The 18871-nt window shown below is 40.4% G+C and carries 13 protein-coding genes; 8 read left to right on the top strand and 5 right to left on the bottom strand.

Features of this window, described 5'->3' with window-relative positions:
- Positions 1-24 precede the first annotated feature (24 nt).
- The 4 genes from EDC17_RS00845 to EDC17_RS00830 form a co-directional block, all read right to left on the bottom strand.
- On the bottom strand, positions 25-624 hold the full coding sequence (locus EDC17_RS00845; RefSeq protein ID WP_132775975.1) for a hypothetical protein: 600 nt from the start codon (positions 622-624) through the stop codon (positions 25-27).
- Between the two features lie 105 nt (positions 625-729).
- Positions 730-2637 (bottom strand): molecular chaperone DnaK, encoded by a 1908-nt coding sequence (dnaK, locus tag EDC17_RS00840; protein WP_132775973.1) that lies wholly within the window; start codon positions 2635-2637, stop codon positions 730-732.
- Between the two features lie 146 nt (positions 2638-2783).
- A complete protein-coding gene (locus tag EDC17_RS00835) occupies positions 2784-3656 on the bottom strand; it encodes a GLPGLI family protein (RefSeq protein ID WP_243645930.1) in 873 nt (290 codons plus the stop codon).
- The gene (locus tag EDC17_RS00830; RefSeq protein ID WP_132775971.1) at positions 3649-6351 is read right to left on the bottom strand and encodes a TonB-dependent receptor; all 2703 of its coding nucleotides are present in this window, start codon (positions 6349-6351) and stop codon (positions 3649-3651) included. Before EDC17_RS00830 ends, EDC17_RS00835 begins: the two co-directional genes overlap by 8 nt.
- A 133-nt stretch (positions 6352-6484) precedes the next feature.
- On the opposite strand from EDC17_RS00830, the gene EDC17_RS00825 reads away from it, so the two are divergent.
- Entirely contained in the window at positions 6485-7036 is a 552-nt protein-coding gene (locus EDC17_RS00825; RefSeq protein WP_132775969.1) for a thioredoxin family protein, read from the top strand.
- A gap of 18 nt (positions 7037-7054) precedes the next feature.
- Positions 7055-7414 (top strand): MmcQ/YjbR family DNA-binding protein, encoded by a 360-nt coding sequence (locus EDC17_RS00820; RefSeq protein WP_132775967.1) that lies wholly within the window; start codon positions 7055-7057, stop codon positions 7412-7414.
- 39 nt (positions 7415-7453) lie between these two features.
- Here the strand turns inward: EDC17_RS00820 and EDC17_RS00815 are convergent, their stop codons facing one another.
- Complete coding sequence (locus tag EDC17_RS00815; protein ID WP_132775965.1) at positions 7454-8416, bottom strand: isopenicillin N synthase family dioxygenase; 963 nt, start codon at positions 8414-8416, stop codon at positions 7454-7456.
- 285 nt (positions 8417-8701) lie between these two features.
- On the opposite strand from EDC17_RS00815, the gene EDC17_RS00810 reads away from it, so the two are divergent.
- The 6 genes from EDC17_RS00810 (at position 8702) to EDC17_RS00785 (ending at position 18833) form a co-directional block, all read left to right on the top strand.
- Positions 8702-9154: a MarR family winged helix-turn-helix transcriptional regulator gene (locus EDC17_RS00810; protein WP_132775963.1), complete on the top strand. Its 453-nt coding sequence runs from the start codon at positions 8702-8704 to the stop codon at positions 9152-9154.
- A gap of 12 nt (positions 9155-9166) precedes the next feature.
- Positions 9167-11593, top strand: coding sequence for a 3-hydroxyacyl-CoA dehydrogenase/enoyl-CoA hydratase family protein (locus EDC17_RS00805; RefSeq protein WP_132775961.1), 2427 nt, complete (start codon positions 9167-9169; stop codon positions 11591-11593).
- A gap of 237 nt (positions 11594-11830) precedes the next feature.
- The gene (locus tag EDC17_RS00800; protein ID WP_132775959.1) at positions 11831-13006 is read left to right on the top strand and encodes an acetyl-CoA C-acyltransferase; all 1176 of its coding nucleotides are present in this window, start codon (positions 11831-11833) and stop codon (positions 13004-13006) included.
- Between the two features lie 66 nt (positions 13007-13072).
- Positions 13073-14857: an acyl-CoA dehydrogenase family protein gene (locus EDC17_RS00795; RefSeq protein WP_132775957.1), complete on the top strand. Its 1785-nt coding sequence runs from the start codon at positions 13073-13075 to the stop codon at positions 14855-14857.
- 447 nt (positions 14858-15304) lie between these two features.
- A complete protein-coding gene (locus tag EDC17_RS00790; protein ID WP_132775955.1) occupies positions 15305-17899 on the top strand; it encodes a TonB-dependent receptor in 2595 nt (864 codons plus the stop codon).
- Between the two features lie 34 nt (positions 17900-17933).
- Entirely contained in the window at positions 17934-18833 is a 900-nt protein-coding gene (locus EDC17_RS00785; RefSeq protein ID WP_132775953.1) for a sulfite exporter TauE/SafE family protein, read from the top strand.
- Positions 18834-18871: the final 38 nt, after the last annotated feature.

Below are 18871 nucleotides of genomic sequence, written 5' to 3'. Positions count from 1 at the left end.
GTTATCCATTTTCTCTGTTCAAGTTTAGTTTATATTCTGAATACTAATAATTTTTATTCCTACAAAGCAATCATCCATACAGCCGTCTGGGACATAACCGGCAGTTGAAATCAAACCATTGTTTTTTGCTTCAAAATAAATTTGTGAATTTGGACGCTTAGTTATCCAATCATTTTTAGCTTTATCATAAATCTGCTCTAGGGTCATCAGTTGCTCTGCATTTCCATTATTACCGAGATCTTCTTTATTCTCTACCCATTGCAATTTGTCAATAATTTCGTTGCCAAATGAAGAAGATATTTCATTTTCTGTATAGCCTATTTCTTTGAGTGCTTCTATTGCCAATTGTTTTGTCCAGCCGTTTTCAGGAATTGCTTTGCTTCCTATTCTAACGTATTTAAAATCTCTTTTGGAAACTTGATTGTTTTCGATGGTAATGGTTGTATGGGTTGTTGTACCAATCCACGATGTGGTTTTTGCGGTGTATGAATAGCTTTTGTTATTCTGTTTGTATTGGAGCCAGGCTTTATAGCTTTTATCAAATTCATTTTGATATTCTAATTCATCTTTACTACAACCAAATAGTATTACCGTAAGGAAAAGAAAATATAAAATTCTATGCATAGCTGTAGGGTTATGGATATATAACGAAAGGAAAAGTTAGCATGCTACAAATAAAAAATCCCCTAAGAAAATTTCTTAGGGGATTCTTATTTATAGAGAAGTTACTTATTTAACTTCTTCAAATTCTACGTCTTGTACGTCATCACCACCTTGGCTACCGCCTTGTTGAGATTGACCAGCGTCACCTTGTGGTTGTGCACCACCTTGTTGTGAAGCTGCATACATCTCTTCAGATGCTGCTGTCCAAGCGTTGTTTAATTCAGCAGAAGCTGTATCGATATCAGCGAAATTGCGTGCTGCGTAAGCTGCTTTCAATTTCTCAAGACCAGCTTCGATAGGTGCTTTTTTATCCGCTGAGATTTTGTCACCGTATTCTTTCAATTGTTTTTCTGTTGAGAATACTAATGCATCTGCAGCATTGATTTTATCTGCTTCTTCTTTTAATTTTTTATCCGCTTCCGCATTTGCTTCTGCTTCTTGTTTCATTTTTTGGATTTCTTCGTCCGAAAGACCTGAAGAAGCTTCGATACGGATATTTTGTTCTTTACCAGTCGCTTTATCCTTCGCTGATACTTTGATGATACCGTTCGCGTCGATGTCAAAAATTACTTCGATCTGAGGAATACCACGAGGAGCAGGAGGAATGTCCGCCAATTGGAAACGACCTAATGTACGGTTTTGCGCAGCCATAGGGCGTTCACCTTGTAATACGTGGATTTCCACTGAAGGTTGGTTATCTGATGCTGTAGAGAATACTTCTGATTTCTTAGCAGGAATCGTTGTATTCGCTTCGATCAATTTAGTCATCACACCACCCATAGTTTCGATACCTAATGAAAGTGGAGTCACGTCTAATAATAATACATCTTTCACCTCACCAGTCAATACACCGCCTTGGATAGCAGCACCTAAAGCTACTACTTCGTCAGGGTTAACACCTTTTGAAGGCTCTTTTCCGAAGAATTCTTTTACTGCATCTACGATCGCAGGGATACGTGTAGAACCACCTACTAAGATGATTTCGTCGATATCCGAAGTGCTGTAACCAGCGTTTTTCAATGCTGTACGACAAGGATCGATTGTACGTTTTACTAAATCAGCTACTAAGGTCTCGAATTTAGCACGAGATAATGTACGTACTAAGTGTTTAGGACCAGTCGCGTCAGCCGTGATATATGGTAAGTTGATTTCTGTTGAAGTTGTGCTTGAAAGTTCGATTTTTGCTTTTTCAGCAGCTTCTTTCAAACGTTGCAACGCCATAGCGTCTTTTTTCAAATCAAAACCGTTGTTTTCAGCTTTGAACTCGTCGTTCAACCAGTTGATGATTGCATTATCAAAGTCATCACCACCTAAGTGTGTGTCACCATCCGTAGATTTAACTTCAAATACACCGTCACCTAATTCAAGAACAGAAACGTCATGTGTACCACCACCACAGTCGAACACAACGATTTTCATGTCTTTGTTTGCTTTGTCAAGACCGTAAGCCAATGCAGCAGCAGTAGGCTCATTGATAATACGTTCTACTTTAAGACCCGCGATTTCACCAGCTTCTTTAGTAGCTTGACGTTGAGCATCATTGAAATATGCAGGTACTGTGATTACGGCACGTGTTACTTCTTGACCTAAATAATCTTCAGCTGTTTTCTTCATTTTTTGAAGTATCATTGCTGAGATTTCTTGAGGTGTATATTTGCGGTCATCAATTTCCACACGTGGCGTATTGTTGTCACCTTTTACTACCGTGTACGGTACATGAGAGATTTCTTTTTGTGCTTCGTCAAAAGAAGTACCCATGAAACGTTTGATCGAATAAATCGTTTTGTGTGGGTTTGTAATAGCTTGACGTTTTGCAGGATCACCTACTTTACGCTCACCACCCTCTACAAATGCTACAATTGAAGGTGTAGTACGTTTACCTTCGTTGTTCGGGATTACTACTGGCTCGTTACCCTCCATTACAGCAACACATGAGTTCGTAGTTCCTAAGTCGATTCCTATTATTTTAGACATATTATGAATATTGTTTTTTACTTAATACTAAAAATTTGATAATTATATAACAAGCCGTGTGCCAAGTGCTGATTTGCTTAGAATTTTTAAAAAAAATACCTAAAATGTCTTGATACTGCCATATTAGTGTGACAAATTGTCGTCTTTTAGTAAATTAATTGTTCCAAGACCTGCCTACGCGCTGTACCACTGTCACGTCCTCGCTGATACATTCTGCCAATATTCTTCACAAATTCATCCATGGTGATGGGAGTAGCTTTTTTATCTTTCCAATCCATAGGAATCGTATCGTTCGTGTAGTCCACTTTTGTTGCCCAATATTGAATATGCATTTCAGGTATGGCTAATCCTAATATCATCCCGGGAAGGCCGCTCGTCAATGCCGGTCCCGCAGAGACAGGAATCTGGTCGGTATAAAAGGCAACGATGTACAAGGAGTCAGGAGTGGCGCCATTGACACGTCGACATTCAAATCCCGCAATATCTCGGTACTCGTCCGTAAACCGCCAAGTAATGTTGTTTAAACTGTCTGTAATGGTGTATTTCTGGTCGATTTCAAGCTGCAGGTTGCTGATATTCTTTTTGAGATCTTGGTACATAATTTTGGAATTGGAGCCCATGCCTCCCCTGGCGACAACCATTCCGCCACCGGAATTACCTCGAACGGATATATTGCCCTGTCCACCGGTGATGCGAATATTGCCTCCACCAGCGCCTCGATTTCCTCGACCTGTGCTCGTGGCGTTTTCAGCAGTAACTTCGGGAAGGAGTAGGGTGCTGCTTTCATCAAAATGCAATACCAGCTTTTGCGTAGAGGACTCTGGCATATTGTCAAGGTTGCCCGTGCCGAAACGCATGCTCCGAGAAGGATCCATTTGTTGGGTCATACTCCGTATTCTGGCTTTAGTGAAAGTGATTTTATCGAAGGCAATCTTTCCCCTCGTGCCAAAATAAGCATATTGTGCATGCACACCAGTGATGCAGAGTAGTGTTAATAGGGTTGTGATAAACTTAATCATTCTTTTTCTTGCCTAAATTTTTATTAAAATCCCATTTCAATCCAAATAATACATAACGTGTCAGCATCAATTGTGTAGATTCGGAAAAATCATTTTCCGAAACATTTCTATTTGTCGTATTGTAGGACTTGAAAATATCAAAAGCTTTGACGCTCGCGACCAAGCTCTCACTCTTCAATAGCTTTTTGCTAAATTCGAGGTTGGTGTAGAATTGATGTATACTTTGCTTATAGAAGGCAGTAGGACCTTCGATATTGTAGAAAATCTGTGCTGAAATATTAAACTGTTTGGGTAGGAAATACTTGATGAACGAAGAGCCTCCCGTATTTAAATTGGTGTAATTTAGATTCTCTTGCAGACTATTACGTTGATTATTGACCGTTAATCTCCAATTAAAATCATAGTCAAGGCCTTTGGAGTCTTGCTCATTGAAACTAAAACCTGTGAATACACTGGTGTTCTGTGTGTTATTTAATTCGTATTGCCATAGATTGATGTCTGTGCCATCTTCTGCAAATCGTGTATAATTAAATCCATTGGCATAGTTGGCTCCAGAAGAAATGTTAAACTGAATTCTTCGATCAAAAATCGGTTTATTAAAATTAGCATACAATCCCGTGTTCCAACTGGTTCTGCCCATGACATTCACGTACGTACTAGTGGTTAATGTGTCTGAGACCGTACGTTTATTAACGATTGGATTGTTTTTGAAGCTAATGGAGGAGTTGATATTCAAACTTGTACCTTTCATCAGGCTCATCGTATTATAATTGACCTGTACTCTATTATTAGAAGCGCGTTTCAAATCTGGATTACCCAATTGCAAAAATAAATTGGAGGTTTGTGGCTGGAAGGGTTGCAATTGCGAGAATGAAGGAATGTCATAATTATTTTGGTACATAACATTTAAGTTCTTGCGGTTTGATATCTTATAATTGCCGGAGAAATTGAGGTCATTATCCCAAAAACTACGGCTTAGATCCACATCACGATAGGAGTCATTCAGTTCCTGATTTCTGTAATTGGTCCGGTTGGCGAATGTTAAGGTAATATTTTCGGTATTGTAAAACATATTGGCTACTACCGTTTGGTTGGTCGCTTGATTGACCAGATTTTGGGAGTACAATATGTCTAACTCTTCCAATCCATTATTCGTATTGAATGCGTCGATTTTGTTTTTGCTGTCATTATAGCCAAATTGATAACCAATCGTATAAGTGAGCGCTTTGGTAATGCGATCTGAGAATTGAATATTCGTGTTAATTCTATTCGAACGCGAATCCGTATATCTATTTTGGTCCACAATGCTCGTGTCATTCAGCTTATGGAAGTATGTACGTTGATACACCTGACTTTCTTGGTCCGACTCTTCGTAATTATTGTTGACCATTACATTGATGGACCTACCATTTTTATTAAGACGTTTGCGATAATTCAACCGAAACTCATGGGATTGATTCTCCCCACGATTGTTGCTCGTGCTATTAAAATTGTGAATCGAATCGGTTTCATTTCGGAGTCTATAATTTTCAGAAATGTTAGCACTATTGGACTGTGCTATTCGTCCATTCATTTCTATATCCAAATTGGAGGTAGAATCGATACGTAGCCTGAAGCGCGAAAGAATATTATGCGATTGGTTGGCCGATTCTTGGTTGCTTTTGCTGTTTGTCTCTTGGACATCGTTGGTCGACAATATCTCTTTATTATAGCGTTGGGTCTCGTTTCTATTGCTCGCATCATTGAAATTATAATTTCCATTGATGTTGAGTTTTTTGTTGAAAACCTGATTTTCGTAATTTGCACCCAATGATGTGTTTTGTGGGTCACCTGTAATCTGGCTATTCATGCGTAAACTTCCTTCGCGGCCACCTGCTGAAGCACCCATGTTATTGGTATTGGCGGTCACACCGAATCTTTCTGTACGGTTGAATTTTGCTGCAAATAGGTTGGCCGTATACAGATCCTCGGTGCCTATATTAGCTTCCACATTTCCAAATATACCTTCTCGGGCTTCTTCTTTGAGCACGACATTGACGGTCTGAAATCGCTGTCCATCATCTACACCCGTGAGTTCTGCTTCCTCGGATTTGCGCTCGTATACTTGCACTTTGTCTACTGCATCAGCGCGGACATTGCGAATGGCAATTTTGGGGTCGTAGCCAAAAAACTCTTCCCCATCGATTAATACTTTCGAGACAGCTTTTCCATGTGCGGTGATAGCGCCATCACCCGATACCGTCAACCCGGGCAGTCGGCGAAGTAAATCCTCGAGCTTGGCATTTTTTTCGGTTTCAAAACTTCCAGCATCGTATTCAATCGTGTCGCCTTTTATCCGAATAGGGATTTTGCCCGTTACGACAACTTCTTCGATCAGATTAGCTTGAGAGCTGAGCAATATTTCGTCCAAGGCGATGTTTTTTTCAAGCTGAAGCGGTCTTGAATATACCTCGAATTTGGGGTAGGAGATGATGAGTATATAGTTTGTGTTTTTGATTTTTTTGAATTCAAAGGCGCCATCCTCATTGGCACGGGTATGGTATTGCAAGATTGAATCTTGATTGAGCAAGATTACAGTAGCATTGGTAAGTGGTGTGCGATCTGCTTTATCTAATATTCTCCCATTTATATTGCTTTGTGCGTAGCTGATGCTGCTGACTAGCACCGCGAAAAGGGAGAGAAGTAAATATTTCATTAACTAAAGGTTTACAGTTACCAAAGTTATAGACTATATCGGTTAAAAGGATTACGCGATGTGCAACAAAATGATGACATAAAATTATTTTTATTAGGTTAACTTTGTGCAGTTTTTTAAAAGAAAAGTTTTTATGAATTTTGATGATTATCTGAAATATTTCGAGCAGGTCCTATTAGATCCAGCAAGCTATCCTACTTACACAAACGAGGAATATTATAATTATACAAAACTGAATTGGTCGAGAACCAACCGATGGTTGAAAAAGTTCGAACCCTCGCCAGCTGTTCGAGAGCTGATGGCTTCCATCACTACTCCACAAAAATGGATAATCATCACAGAGCCTTGGTGTGGCGATGCTGCGCATTCTGTTCCTCAGCTTTATAATATCGTGAAGGACCACCCTTTTATCACTCTGGATATACAATTACGTGATGAGGCTCCTTTCCTGATCGATAATTATCTGACGAATGGGGGTAAATCTATACCGAAGCTTATAATTCGTGATGCAAACGATCTAGATATCGCTGTCTGGGGACCAAGACCAGCTCTGCTGCAAGAAGTTTTCTTGCACCTCAAAGAGCAGGGGCTTAATATGAATGAAATCAAAGAAGTCGTTCAAAAGTGGTATAATGAAGACAAGGGTGTTGAAATTCAGAAGGATATCTTAAATTTACTGGCATAAATCTATAAGTAGTCTATTATGCACATTGAAGATATTCGTAATTATTGCCTGGCTATACATCCTCAGGTGACCGAAGAAATGCCTTTCGGTCCGGATACATTAGTCTTTAAAATCGGAGGGAAGATATTTCTTTTGATTGGTTTGGATCAGGTTACAGATTTACGATTCAATGTCAAATGTGACCCTGCATATGCTATTGAGTTGAGAGAACAATTTGAGCAAACAGTCATTCCGGGATATCATATGAATAAGAAGCACTGGAATACTGTTTATATCGGAAGAGAACTTGGAACGACCCAATTGCAACAGCTGATAGATCATAGTTATGAATTAATCAAATCTTCTCTTCCGAAGGGAATAAGAGAAAGTATATCATAATTAAAAAGGAAATCATTTACTGATTGCCTTTTTAATTATTTACATTTTTAATCCGATCTCTCTTAATCTTTCATCTAGATATTGCCCTGCTGTATAGTCTTCGTATACTTTAGGGTACTCTTCTGAAATACAGCTATCTAAAGAAGCTAAACTCATGCTCGCTTTTGGATGTAAGAAGAAAGGAACTGAATAGCGTGACGTTTTCATTAATTCGCGTGGTGGGTTCACGACTCTGTGTGTCGTCGACTTCAACTTATTGTTGGTCAGACGTTGCAGCATGTCACCTACATTGACTACGACATCTTCGCCATGGGCCTTGATCGGGAACCACTCGTTGTCCTTGGTCAATACTTCTAGTCCATCCGCACTAGCTCCTATCAAAAGCGTGATCAAGTTAATGTCTTCGTGTGCACCTGCACGCACAGCATCAGGCGCGATAGCATCTGGATTTTCGATAGGGAAATAGTGGATAGCTCGCAATATCGAGTTGCCGTTGACCACATATTTCTCAAAATAGTCTTCATCCAATTCCAAGTACGAAGCGATAGCTTTTAATAGATTACGGCCAGCATCTTCCAGCTTTTTATAGATTTCTGCTGTGATTTCATTGAATCGTGGTAATTCAGCTACTGCAGGGTTATCAGGAAAATCGGCTTTAGAATATTCTTCACCCACTATGGTTTGACCTCTTTGCCAAAATTCTTTTAAGTCTGGGACCTTAGCATCTTTGGCTTTTTCTCTGCCTTTACTGGTATATCCACGCTGTCCTGCCAGTTCAGGATATTCATATTGGTCTTTTATATCTTGTGGCAAATCAAAGAATGCTTTGACTACCGCATACAATTCTTCAATTAATTCGGGACTAAGTCCGTGATTAGCAATAGTTACGAATCCAGTTTCGTTGAATGCTTTACCAATGTCTTTTACAAATTGAGCGCGTTGTTCGGCTGTACCTTGCGTATAATGCTGCAAGTCTAGGCGAGGGATATTTACTAGTGCCATAGTTTTGTTTTTGTTTTCACAAATGTAAAAGATTCTTCTAATATTAGCTATTCTTACTGTTTATAACAATGGATTTATTTTTGGTAAACTGCAGATATTCAAGGGCAAAAAGTTTTCCACATCGACGAGCTTGTAAGGTTTGATCGGCTCAAAAATATCCCGCAAACGAATTTCAGTCAAATATTTATCAAAAAAACAACTATTTACTTGAAATATTAAATTGAATTCTATAGATTTGTTATGCTTGCATAATAAACTTAAGTATAACCACTTGTCAAATTGACTATGAGCCAGAACAAAACGATTGACTACTTCTTAAAAGCCGCATGGCAATCTGTAGCGAATAAATATAATAATATTGCTACACAATATGGCTTTACCCAGGCTGCTGGATATATACTGATAAATATACACCGTGAAGGTACGCCTGTTTCTCAAATCGCAAATTCTACTGGCGTCAAAACTACATCGCTATCCAGAGTGTTGACTAATCTCGAAAGCTTAGGATTTATCTATCGGGAGAGCAGTGCGGTGGATAAGCGTTCGGTGAAGGTGTTCTTGACCCCGCTTGGGATGGAGAAACGCAAGATCGCCAAAGATGTGGTCAAAGGTTTTAACGAATTTCTGGAAACCCAGTTTTCGGAAAAAGAACGCAAGCTATTGGGTGATATGTTGCTGAAGATTAATAATCTGGCTAATGCATATGAGCCTCAAGTGGATATTGAAGAAAAAAGATAACTATATAAACTTATGAAGAGAAGTATTAAAAAAGTAGCTGTGTTAGGTTCGGGGGTTATGGGCTCACGTATCGCATGCCACTTTGCTAATATTGGTATGGAAGTGTTGTTGTTGGATATTGTGCCGAGAGAACTCCTTCCTGCCGAAGAGGCAAAAGGGCTAACGTTAGAAAATAGTGCAGTACGTAATAGGATCGTTAATAGCTCGTTGGATACGGCTATTAAGTCAAATCCAGCACCTCTGTTTAGTAAGTCGTATGCGTCGCGCATTAAGACCGGAAATTTTGATGACGATATGTCCAAAATAAGCCAAGTGGATTGGGTAATAGAAGTGGTGGTAGAGCGTTTGGATATTAAAAAATCTGTTTTCGATCAAGTCGAAAAATACCGTAAACCGGGAACATTAATCACTTCAAATACTTCGGGAATTCCTATTCACATGATGAATGAGGGCAGATCTGATGACTTTAAGGCACATTTTTGTGGTACTCACTTTTTCAATCCGCCACGTTATTTGCAATTGTTGGAGATCATCCCAACAGCAGATACCAAGCAGGAAGTAATAGATTTTCTCAATCATTTTGGCGACAAGATGCTAGGGAAGACTGTCGTATTATGTAAAGATACGCCAGCATTCATTGGCAACCGTATCGGGGTATACTCGATGTTGGCGCTGACTCACCTTGTCGAAGAGCTTGATTTGACGGTAGAAGAAGTGGATAAATATACAGGTCCGGCTATGGGCCACCCTAAATCTGCTACGTTCCGTACGGCAGATGTAGTTGGTTTAGATACTTTGGTCAATGTGGCAAATGGTTTGGACCAAAATGCACCAAATGACGAGGCGGAAGGTGTTTTCAAATTACCTGCCTATATCACCAAAATGGTGGACAACAAATGGTTAGGAGAGAAGACTAAGAAGGGCTTTTATGAAAAGGTGAAAGCGGCGGATGGTAGCTCGGAAATATTGTCTTTGAATTTGAAAACCTTAGAATATGGTTCACAGCAAAAGGTGAAGTCATCGACCTTAGAGGCGACCAAGCTTGTCGAGGATATTCGTAAGCGCATGAAAGTATATGAGCAGGGTACAGATAAGGCTGCAGTGCTATTCCGTGCTATGCATTATCCGCTCTTTGAGTATGTGTCTAAGCGTGTACCCGAGATTACGGATGATTTTTTCCGTATAGATGATGCCATGCGTGCAGGTTTTGGATGGGAGATAGGTCCATTTGAAGTATGGGATGCCTTAGGTGTGCGGGAGACGATTTCAAAAATTCAATCAGAAGAAAAAAGACTGCCTGGGCAAACTGGCGAAGTGGCACAGTGGGTATTGGAGATGCTAGAATCCGGAGCAGAATCTTTCTATAAAGTAGAAAATGGCGTACGTCACTATTATGATATCGCTTCCAAATCTTACAAGCCTATTCCAGGCACGGAAGAATTAATCGTATTAGACCATATCCGTGATTCGAAGACTATTTGGAAAAATTCCGGTGTGTCTATCATTGATTTAGGGGACGGCATTATCAACTGTGAGTTCCATACCAAGATGAATACGATCGGTGGAGATGTGATTCAAGGTATAAATAAAGCCATTGATATCGCTGAAAAAGATTATCGAGGTCTGGTGATTTCCAATGATGGCAAAAATTTCTCAGCAGGAGCCAATATAGGCATGATCTTCATGATGGCTGTAGAACAGGATTATGACGAGTTGAATATGGCAGTACGTATGTTCCAAAATACAGCGATGCGTCTTCGCTATTCATCTATTCCTGTAGTAGCGGCACCATTCCAGCTTACGCTAGGCGGTGGATGTGAATTCTCTATGCATGCAGATTTCGTTCAATTGCACGCCGAGACGTACATGGGGCTGGTAGAATTTGGTGTAGGCGTTATTCCTGGCGGTGGAGGTTCTAAAGAATTTGCTTTACGCGCTTCGGATGAATACAAACCTGAGCAAATCGTACAAAGCACGTTGAAGGACAGGTTCTTGACTATTGGTCAGGCAAAAGTGTCTACCTCCGCTGTTGAAGCATTCGAATTGGGCTACCTGCGTGAAGGAAAATATGCCATTACCATGAATCGTTGGAGATTGTTGGCGGATGCAAAAGCGAAAGCTATTGAACTAGCTGATGCAGGTTATGTACAACCTATTCCACGTACAGATATTAAAGTGCTGGGTAACCAAGGTTTGGGTATCGTATATGTAGGTGCCGATTCTATGCGTGCCGGAAAATATATCTCCGATCATGACAAGAAAATTTCGGAAAAACTAGGCTGGGTAATGTGTGGCGGCGATCTATCCGCACCGACCGAAGTTTCTGAACAGTATTTGCTGGATTTGGAACGTAAAGCATTCTTAGAATTGTGTGCTGAGCGCAAGACACTCGAGCGTATCCAGCATATGTTGACCAAAGGTAAACCGTTGAGGAATTAATAGTAGGATGGACTAGAAGGTATTCGTATGCTTACGCCTAAGTCGATAGGTTTGGTAATAACAAAGGCGTAGCATATGATCGTTAAGTTTGAATAACTTCTTCCCGTTCCAATTCATTGAAGAATCAATATTTAGATAAACGAAGTAATGGTGTAGTAACGGAATGGAGAGTGATTTTATAATTCATCAAGCAATCCATAGGAGTACTACTTATTACACACTAGAAAAAGTAAAAAAATGGAAGCATATATAATAGCAGGATATCGGACCGCAGTAGGAAAAGCACCTAGAGGTGGTTTTCGTTTCATGCGTGCGGACGATTTAGCCGCTGAAGTTATAAAGCATTTAGTGGCTTCAGTGCCTAATTTAAATAAAGAAGAAATTGACGATGTCATCGTCGGCAATGCCATGCCCGAAGCAGAGCAAGGGATGAATATGGCGCGGTTTATCTCCCTAATGGGACTGGATACCGATAAGGTGCCCGGGGTAACTGTAAATCGGTACTGTGCGTCGGGATTAGATACCATCGCGACCGCTACGGCCAAAATCAAAACAGGAATGGCGGATATTATTATTGCCGGTGGTGCAGAGGTCATGTCGGGTATGCCTTTTGGAGGATGGAAAATTGTTCCTAATCCACAGGTAGCTAAGGAACATCCGGACAGATATTGGGGAATGGGTCTGACAGCTGAGGCGGTAGCACAGGAGTTTAATGTTTCACGTGAAGATCAAGACGCTTTTGCTTTGAAATCGCATCAAAAAGCCGTTCAAGCTATCAAAAATGGTGTTTTTAAGGATGAAATAGTGCCGATTAAGATTAAAGAAAATTTCATCAAAGACGGCAAGATGGCTACGCGTGAGTATGTCGTCGACACGGATGAAGGACCGCGTGCTGATTCCTCAATCGAGGCTTTAGCTAAGTTGAGACCTGTGTTTGCGGCAGACGGTTGTGTGACGGCAGGTAATTCATCCCAAACTTCGGATGGAGCGGCATTTGTATTGGTTATGTCGGAGCGCAAAGTGAAAGAACTGGGACTAAAACCTATTGCTAAGCTGATCTCATATGCTGTGGCTGGTGTGCCACCCCGCATTATGGGTATTGGTCCTATTGCAGCTATTCCTAAGGCGCTGGAAATGGCTGGTCTAAAGAAGGAAGATATTGACTTGTATGAGTTGAATGAAGCATTTGCTTCTCAATCCTTAGCTGTTATCCGCGAATTAGGATTGGATGAAGAAAAGATTAACGTAAATGGCGGAGCTATTGCGTTGGGGCATCCACTAGGTTGTACGGGTGCAAAATTAACTGTGCAATTACTCAGTGAATTAAAGCGCAGAAACAAAAAATATGGTATGGTGACTATGTGTGTGGGTACAGGTCAAGGTGCAGCAGGAATATTCGAACTATTGGATTAAAAAATTTAATAATCAACGAGCTATAGACGTGGTGCTATAGCTTGCATTTAAACCTATAATAAACTTATGAGCGACAACAAAACAATAAAAGGTGGTGAGTTTGTAATTAAAGAAACATCTTATAACGATATTTTTATTCCGGAAGAATTTGACGAAGAAGCACAGATGATTCGTCAGACTTGTTTGGATTTTTTGGACACAGAAGTTTTGAATAAATTGGATGCTATCGATGCCCAAGAGGAAGGTCTTATGGAAAGCCTTTTGGATAAATCGGGAGAGTTGGGTATGCTGGGAGTTTCTATTCCAGAAGAGTATGGCGGTTTTGGTAAAAGTTTCAACACTTCCATGCTGGTAGCAGATGCAGTGGGCGGCGGGTTTTCTTTTGCGGTAGCGTTATCTGCTCATACAGGAATTGGTACATTGCCTATTCTGTATTATGGAAATGCCGAACAAAAAGCCAAATATATTCCCAAATTGGCTACAGGAGAGTGGAAAGCTGCATATTGTTTGACAGAGCCTAACTCTGGTTCGGATGCGAATTCAGGTCGTACATCCGCAAAATTGAATGCAGAAGGTACACATTATTTGATCAATGGTCAGAAGATGTGGATTACCAATGGAGGCTTTGCAGATATTTTTATTGTATTTGCCAAAATTGATGACGACAAGAATCTAACAGCTTTTATCGTAGAAAAAGATTTTGGTGGTATTACCATGAATCCGGAGGAGCATAAGCTGGGGATTAAAGGATCTTCGACAAGACAGATATTCTTTAATGACTGTGCTGTGCCGGTAGAAAATATGTTGTCCGATCGGGAGAATGGTTTCAAGATCGCGGTTAATATATTAAATATTGGACGTATCAAGTTGGGCGCTGCGACGATTGGTTCTGCACGTGCGGTGATTTCTAGAGCAGTGAATTATGCCAATGAGCGTGTTCAGTTCAATCTTCCTATTTCCAAATTTGGTGCTGTGCGCTACAAGTTAGCCGAAATGGCGATCCGATTGTTTGCTACTGAATCTGCTGCTTATCGTGCTGGTCAAAATATAGATGATACATATGATACTTTGATAGCAGAGGGCATGGATGAGGCAAAAGCCAAATTGAAATCGGTAGAACAGTATGCGATTGAGTGTGCCATTATCAAAGTGTGGTGCTCGGAGATGTTAGATTATGTTGTGGATGAAGGGGTACAGATATACGGTGGTATGGGATACTCGGCTGAGGCACCAATGGAAAGAGCTTACCGTGATTCACGGATTAACCGAATTTTTGAAGGTACCAATGAGGTTAATCGTTTGTTGGTGGTAGATATGCTGTTGAAGCGCGCTATGAAAGGGGAGTTAGACCTTATGGGGCCGGCTCAAGCTGTTGCCGGTGAATTGATGTCTATTCCTGATTTTGGTGAAGAGGATGATGCAGCATTTGCTGCTGAAAAGAAAATTTTAGCTAACCTCAAAAAGGCGGGGCTACTAGTAGCGGGTGCTGCGGTACAAAAACTGATGATGTCTTTGGCGAAAGAACAAGAAATATTGATGAATATCGCGGATATCATTGGCTATGTGTATGTGGCTGAGTCAGTACTGTTGCGTGCAGAAAAATTGTATCATACGAAAGGTGAGGAGGCAGCTGCCTTAGCTACCGATATGGCACGCGTATATTTATATTCTACAATTGATAAAGTAAATATTGCAGCGAAAGAAGCTTTATATTCTTTTGGTGAAGGTGACGAATTGAATATGATGCTCGTGGGTATCCGAAGATTTACCAAAGCTAATCCATTCAATGTAAAAGAAGCGCGTCAGCGAATTGCTCGCAAGCTTATAGAAGAAAATAAGTACTGCTTTTAATTAGTAGCTTACTTAAGGTTGATTTATCGTGAACCCGCTAATTTAGCGGGTTTTTTTATTTTTAATCAATATGCTGATGTTAAGTTCATTATCTAAAATCTAGACTTTTAATTAAATAGTATATAAAATCTATAAAATTAGTAGACTTTTTATTTTTTGTTTATATATTTGCAGGTGTTAAATCACGAAAGGTCTTAAAGACCCTTCCTTAATTTTTAAAATTTTCTTATGAAAAGACGCAGCAAATCACCAAGTAATGTTCAGTACAGTAGCTTACTAAAATTTCTTCCAGAACTTTCGAATAGAAAAATGCGAATGTGTAGATAGTCTAATCCTTATAAATAGATAGGGGAAGTGTGAGGCTTCCCCTTGATTTTGTCTAATAAAAAACAAGTTCTCAATTGGCGTTGGCACTTGTTGATTTTTCCTATTAAACGATTTAAATTTATGAATTTTAAAGCTATTTACAGCATATCATTTGGATTATCTCTCTTTCTGAGCACCCACACAATCGCTCTAGCACAACAAAAAAATCCTAAACCTATTATAAATGCATCACTAGTCGGTACCGTGATTGATGCGGAAACTCAAGAACCTATTTCGGGCGTCACTGTGCAGCTTGACGCTGTCACACATCAGGTCAAAACGGATAGGGATGGTAAGTTTCAATTCATAACTGGTCAAAAGTTGCCATTTACCTTGATTGTATCTTACCTGGGCTATGAAACGCAAAAACTTGTGGTGGAGAATTCTCCGACAGTTATAGCATTGCGCCCAAGCGTCAATGCGTTGGATCAAGTCTTTGTCACTTCTCGCCGTCGAACAGAGAAAATCCAGGAAGTGCCTATTCCCATATCGATAGTTAAAGCAAATGTAATAGAAGATGCAGGAGCTTTTAACGTAAATCGTATCAAAGAAGTGGTACCCTCCGTACAGTTATATGCTTCGAATGCGCGCAATACTACATTGAATATTCGTGGTCTGGGATCTACGTATGGGTTGACGAATGATGGTATTGATCCAGGTGTGGGTTTTTATTTGGATGGCGTTTACCTAGCGCGTCCGGCTGCTACGGCTTTAGACTTTATTGATATCGAGCAAATTGAAGTGTTACGTGGTCCGCAGGGAACGTTATTCGGTAAAAATACGACGGCAGGAGCTTTCAATATTACCTCCCGACTTCCTTCTTTTATACCCGGAGCAAATTTTGAGGTAAGTTATGGTAACTACGGATATGTACAAGGCAAAGCTTCTATTACCGGACCAATTATAAAAGATAAATTGGCGGCGCGAATTTCATTCTCCGGAACACAACGCGATGGGTTATTATATAATGTGAATTCAGAACGCTCGATAAATGATATAAATAATTTAGGCGTACGCGGACAACTGCTGTTCACACCGAATGACAACCTGAAGATTACTTTGGCAGGGGATGTGACGAAACAAAGGCCTGACGGATATGGATGGGCGGTCGCCGGTGTTGTTCAAAATCAGCGTGCGGAATACAGACAGTTCAAAAGTATAATTAAAGACTTAGGCTATGAAATTCCGTATAAGAGTGCGTTCGAGCGTAAAGTGGATTTGGATACGCGTTCTAAAGCAGATAATGAATTGGGAGGAATTTCGTTTAACGTAGATTACAAACTAGGGAACGGTACATTGACCTCGACTACGGCTTGGCGCTATTGGGATTGGATCCCTTTGAATGATAGGGATTATCTAGGAATTCCGGTTTATACGATTTCATCTGGTAATTCTACACATGATCAATATTCGCAAGAATTCAGGTATTCGGGCGATATCAATGAGAAAATCAGCGCCACCGTGGGTGTTTTTGGCCTGTGGCAAGATCTCCGAACCGATCCTGTGCATACAGAAGAAGCAGGAGATGCATTGTGGCGTTTTCAGCAGAATGCGGCTACAGCAACACAGTGGGCCCCCGGTTTAATTGACAGAGTGGGCATCCGCACAAAGTATGGAATCAAAAGCACCAGCTTGGCAGTATTCGGTCAGTTAGATTGGGCCATCACAGACCAGCTTCACCTATTACCCGGTATTCGATACAATTACGATAAGAAAGTCGCGCATTATGATCGCGTCAACTACATCGATAATCAAATAACATATACCGATGCACAATTGGCCTCCGTAAAAGGTATTTATTCGAATCAACAATTTGATGTGGATGCCGATGCCGGAAACTTATCGGGTCAATTATCCTTACAGTATAGATTTACACCAAATTATAGTGCGTTTGCTACGTATTCAAAAAGCTATAAACCCATCGGCATTAATGTTGGAGGATTGCCAGTAATCGAGGGTGAGGTAGCTACTGCATTAGCGGAAGTCAAACCCGAATCTGTAAATCACTACGAACTCGGTGTGAAAACGAATCCTATACAAAATGCATTTTTCAACGTAACACTCTTCCAAACACATATTAAAGATTATCAAACCCAAGTACAAACTCCAGATCCAGGGGTGAACAGGGGTTACTTGGCAAATGCAGAAAAAGTTAGTGTAAGAGGCCTAGAATTAGATGGAAGTCTTCGTGCGACTAGTTTCCTGCGTATCAATGCAGCATTCGCTTATACCGATGGGCGCTATGATACCTTTACGAATGCGCCAGTTCCCTTGGAAGAAGTAGGGGGTGCACAGGCATTTAAGGATGTGTCGGGTGGACAGCTGCCGGGTATTTCCAAATATTCTTGGACCCTTGCGCCCGAATTGACAACAAAAGGTAATTTCCTGAGTCTTTCGGGCACCTATTTCTTGGGGGTAGACGCTTTTTATCGTTCCAGATTTTCCTCTAGTCCTTCACCATCTGCCTATTTGAATATTGATGCATATACCTTACTGAATAGCCGTATTGGATTCCGCGGAAGCAATGGACTATCCGTTATCGTGTGGGGTAGAAACATTGCTGACAAAGATTATTATGAACAATTGCTGGCCGCACCCGGAAACTTTGGACAATATGCTGGCGTAGTGGGTGATCAGCGCACGTATGGGGTGACTATGCGCTACAATTGGAGATAGCAACAGAATATCATCCTTCTAAAATATACAGAACATGAGCAATAAAGTAGAAGCCTTAGAAATACCTGCTAAAGCAAATAAGAAAAAAATATTATCACCGATAGTCTGTGTAATTCTCTTTTTAAAAATTGTAATTATTGGCTATTTTATCTATTTGTTTAATCAATCCTTCGAAGCGGGATCTGTACTGTTTGACCGTACTTTTTTCCTGTTTATTATCGCCGGGTTCTTTGCGCAGCTGATCGACGGAGCTTTGGGCATGGCCTATGGCATAAGTTGTACTACATTGCTCTTGAGTCTGGGAATTCCGCCAAAATTGGCTTCTGCTAGTGTGCATACTTCCGAAATATTCACGACCGGCGTGTCGGGACTTTCACATATACGATTCAATAATTTAGACAAAAAGCTATTCTTTAGCATTGTATTTACAGGTGTGATAGGAGCTACAGCAGGTGCATACTTATTGGCTGATATTTTAGATGGTTCTATGGTCAAGCCCTATATATCTGCTTATCTGGTTATTCTCGGTGCTTATTTGATTTATAAGGCTTTTCGCAAAAAAGAAAACAAGAAACCAAAAAGAAAATATGCGTCATTTTTGGCGCTATTTGGCGGCTTATTCGACGCTGTAGGTGGCGGTGGCTGGGGACCAATTGTTACTTCTAATTTATTGAGCCAAGGGCATAATCCTCGCAAAACAATTGGAACAGTAAATACGGCGGAATTTTTTGTTACCTACTTCGCTACTGTTGTTTTCATTTTTATATTGGGGGTTCAGCATTTAGATATTGTGCTGGGATTAGTAATAGGTGGTGTTATAGCTGCGCCTTTAGGCGCGTATATCGCTTCCAAAGTTAATCCCAAAACCTTGCTTATTTTGGTTGGCGTATTAGTGGTACTGACATCCTCATATAATTTATTTCAGCTCTTATAAGCTGCTGGCAATTCGGGAATGTCTATTTTTTGGATAGC

The sequence above is a fragment of the Sphingobacterium alimentarium genome (assembly GCF_004342685.1).
GTDB classification, from domain to species: Bacteria; Bacteroidota; Bacteroidia; order Sphingobacteriales; family Sphingobacteriaceae; genus Sphingobacterium; species Sphingobacterium alimentarium.
This window is presented reverse-complemented; position numbering and strand designations above follow the sequence as displayed.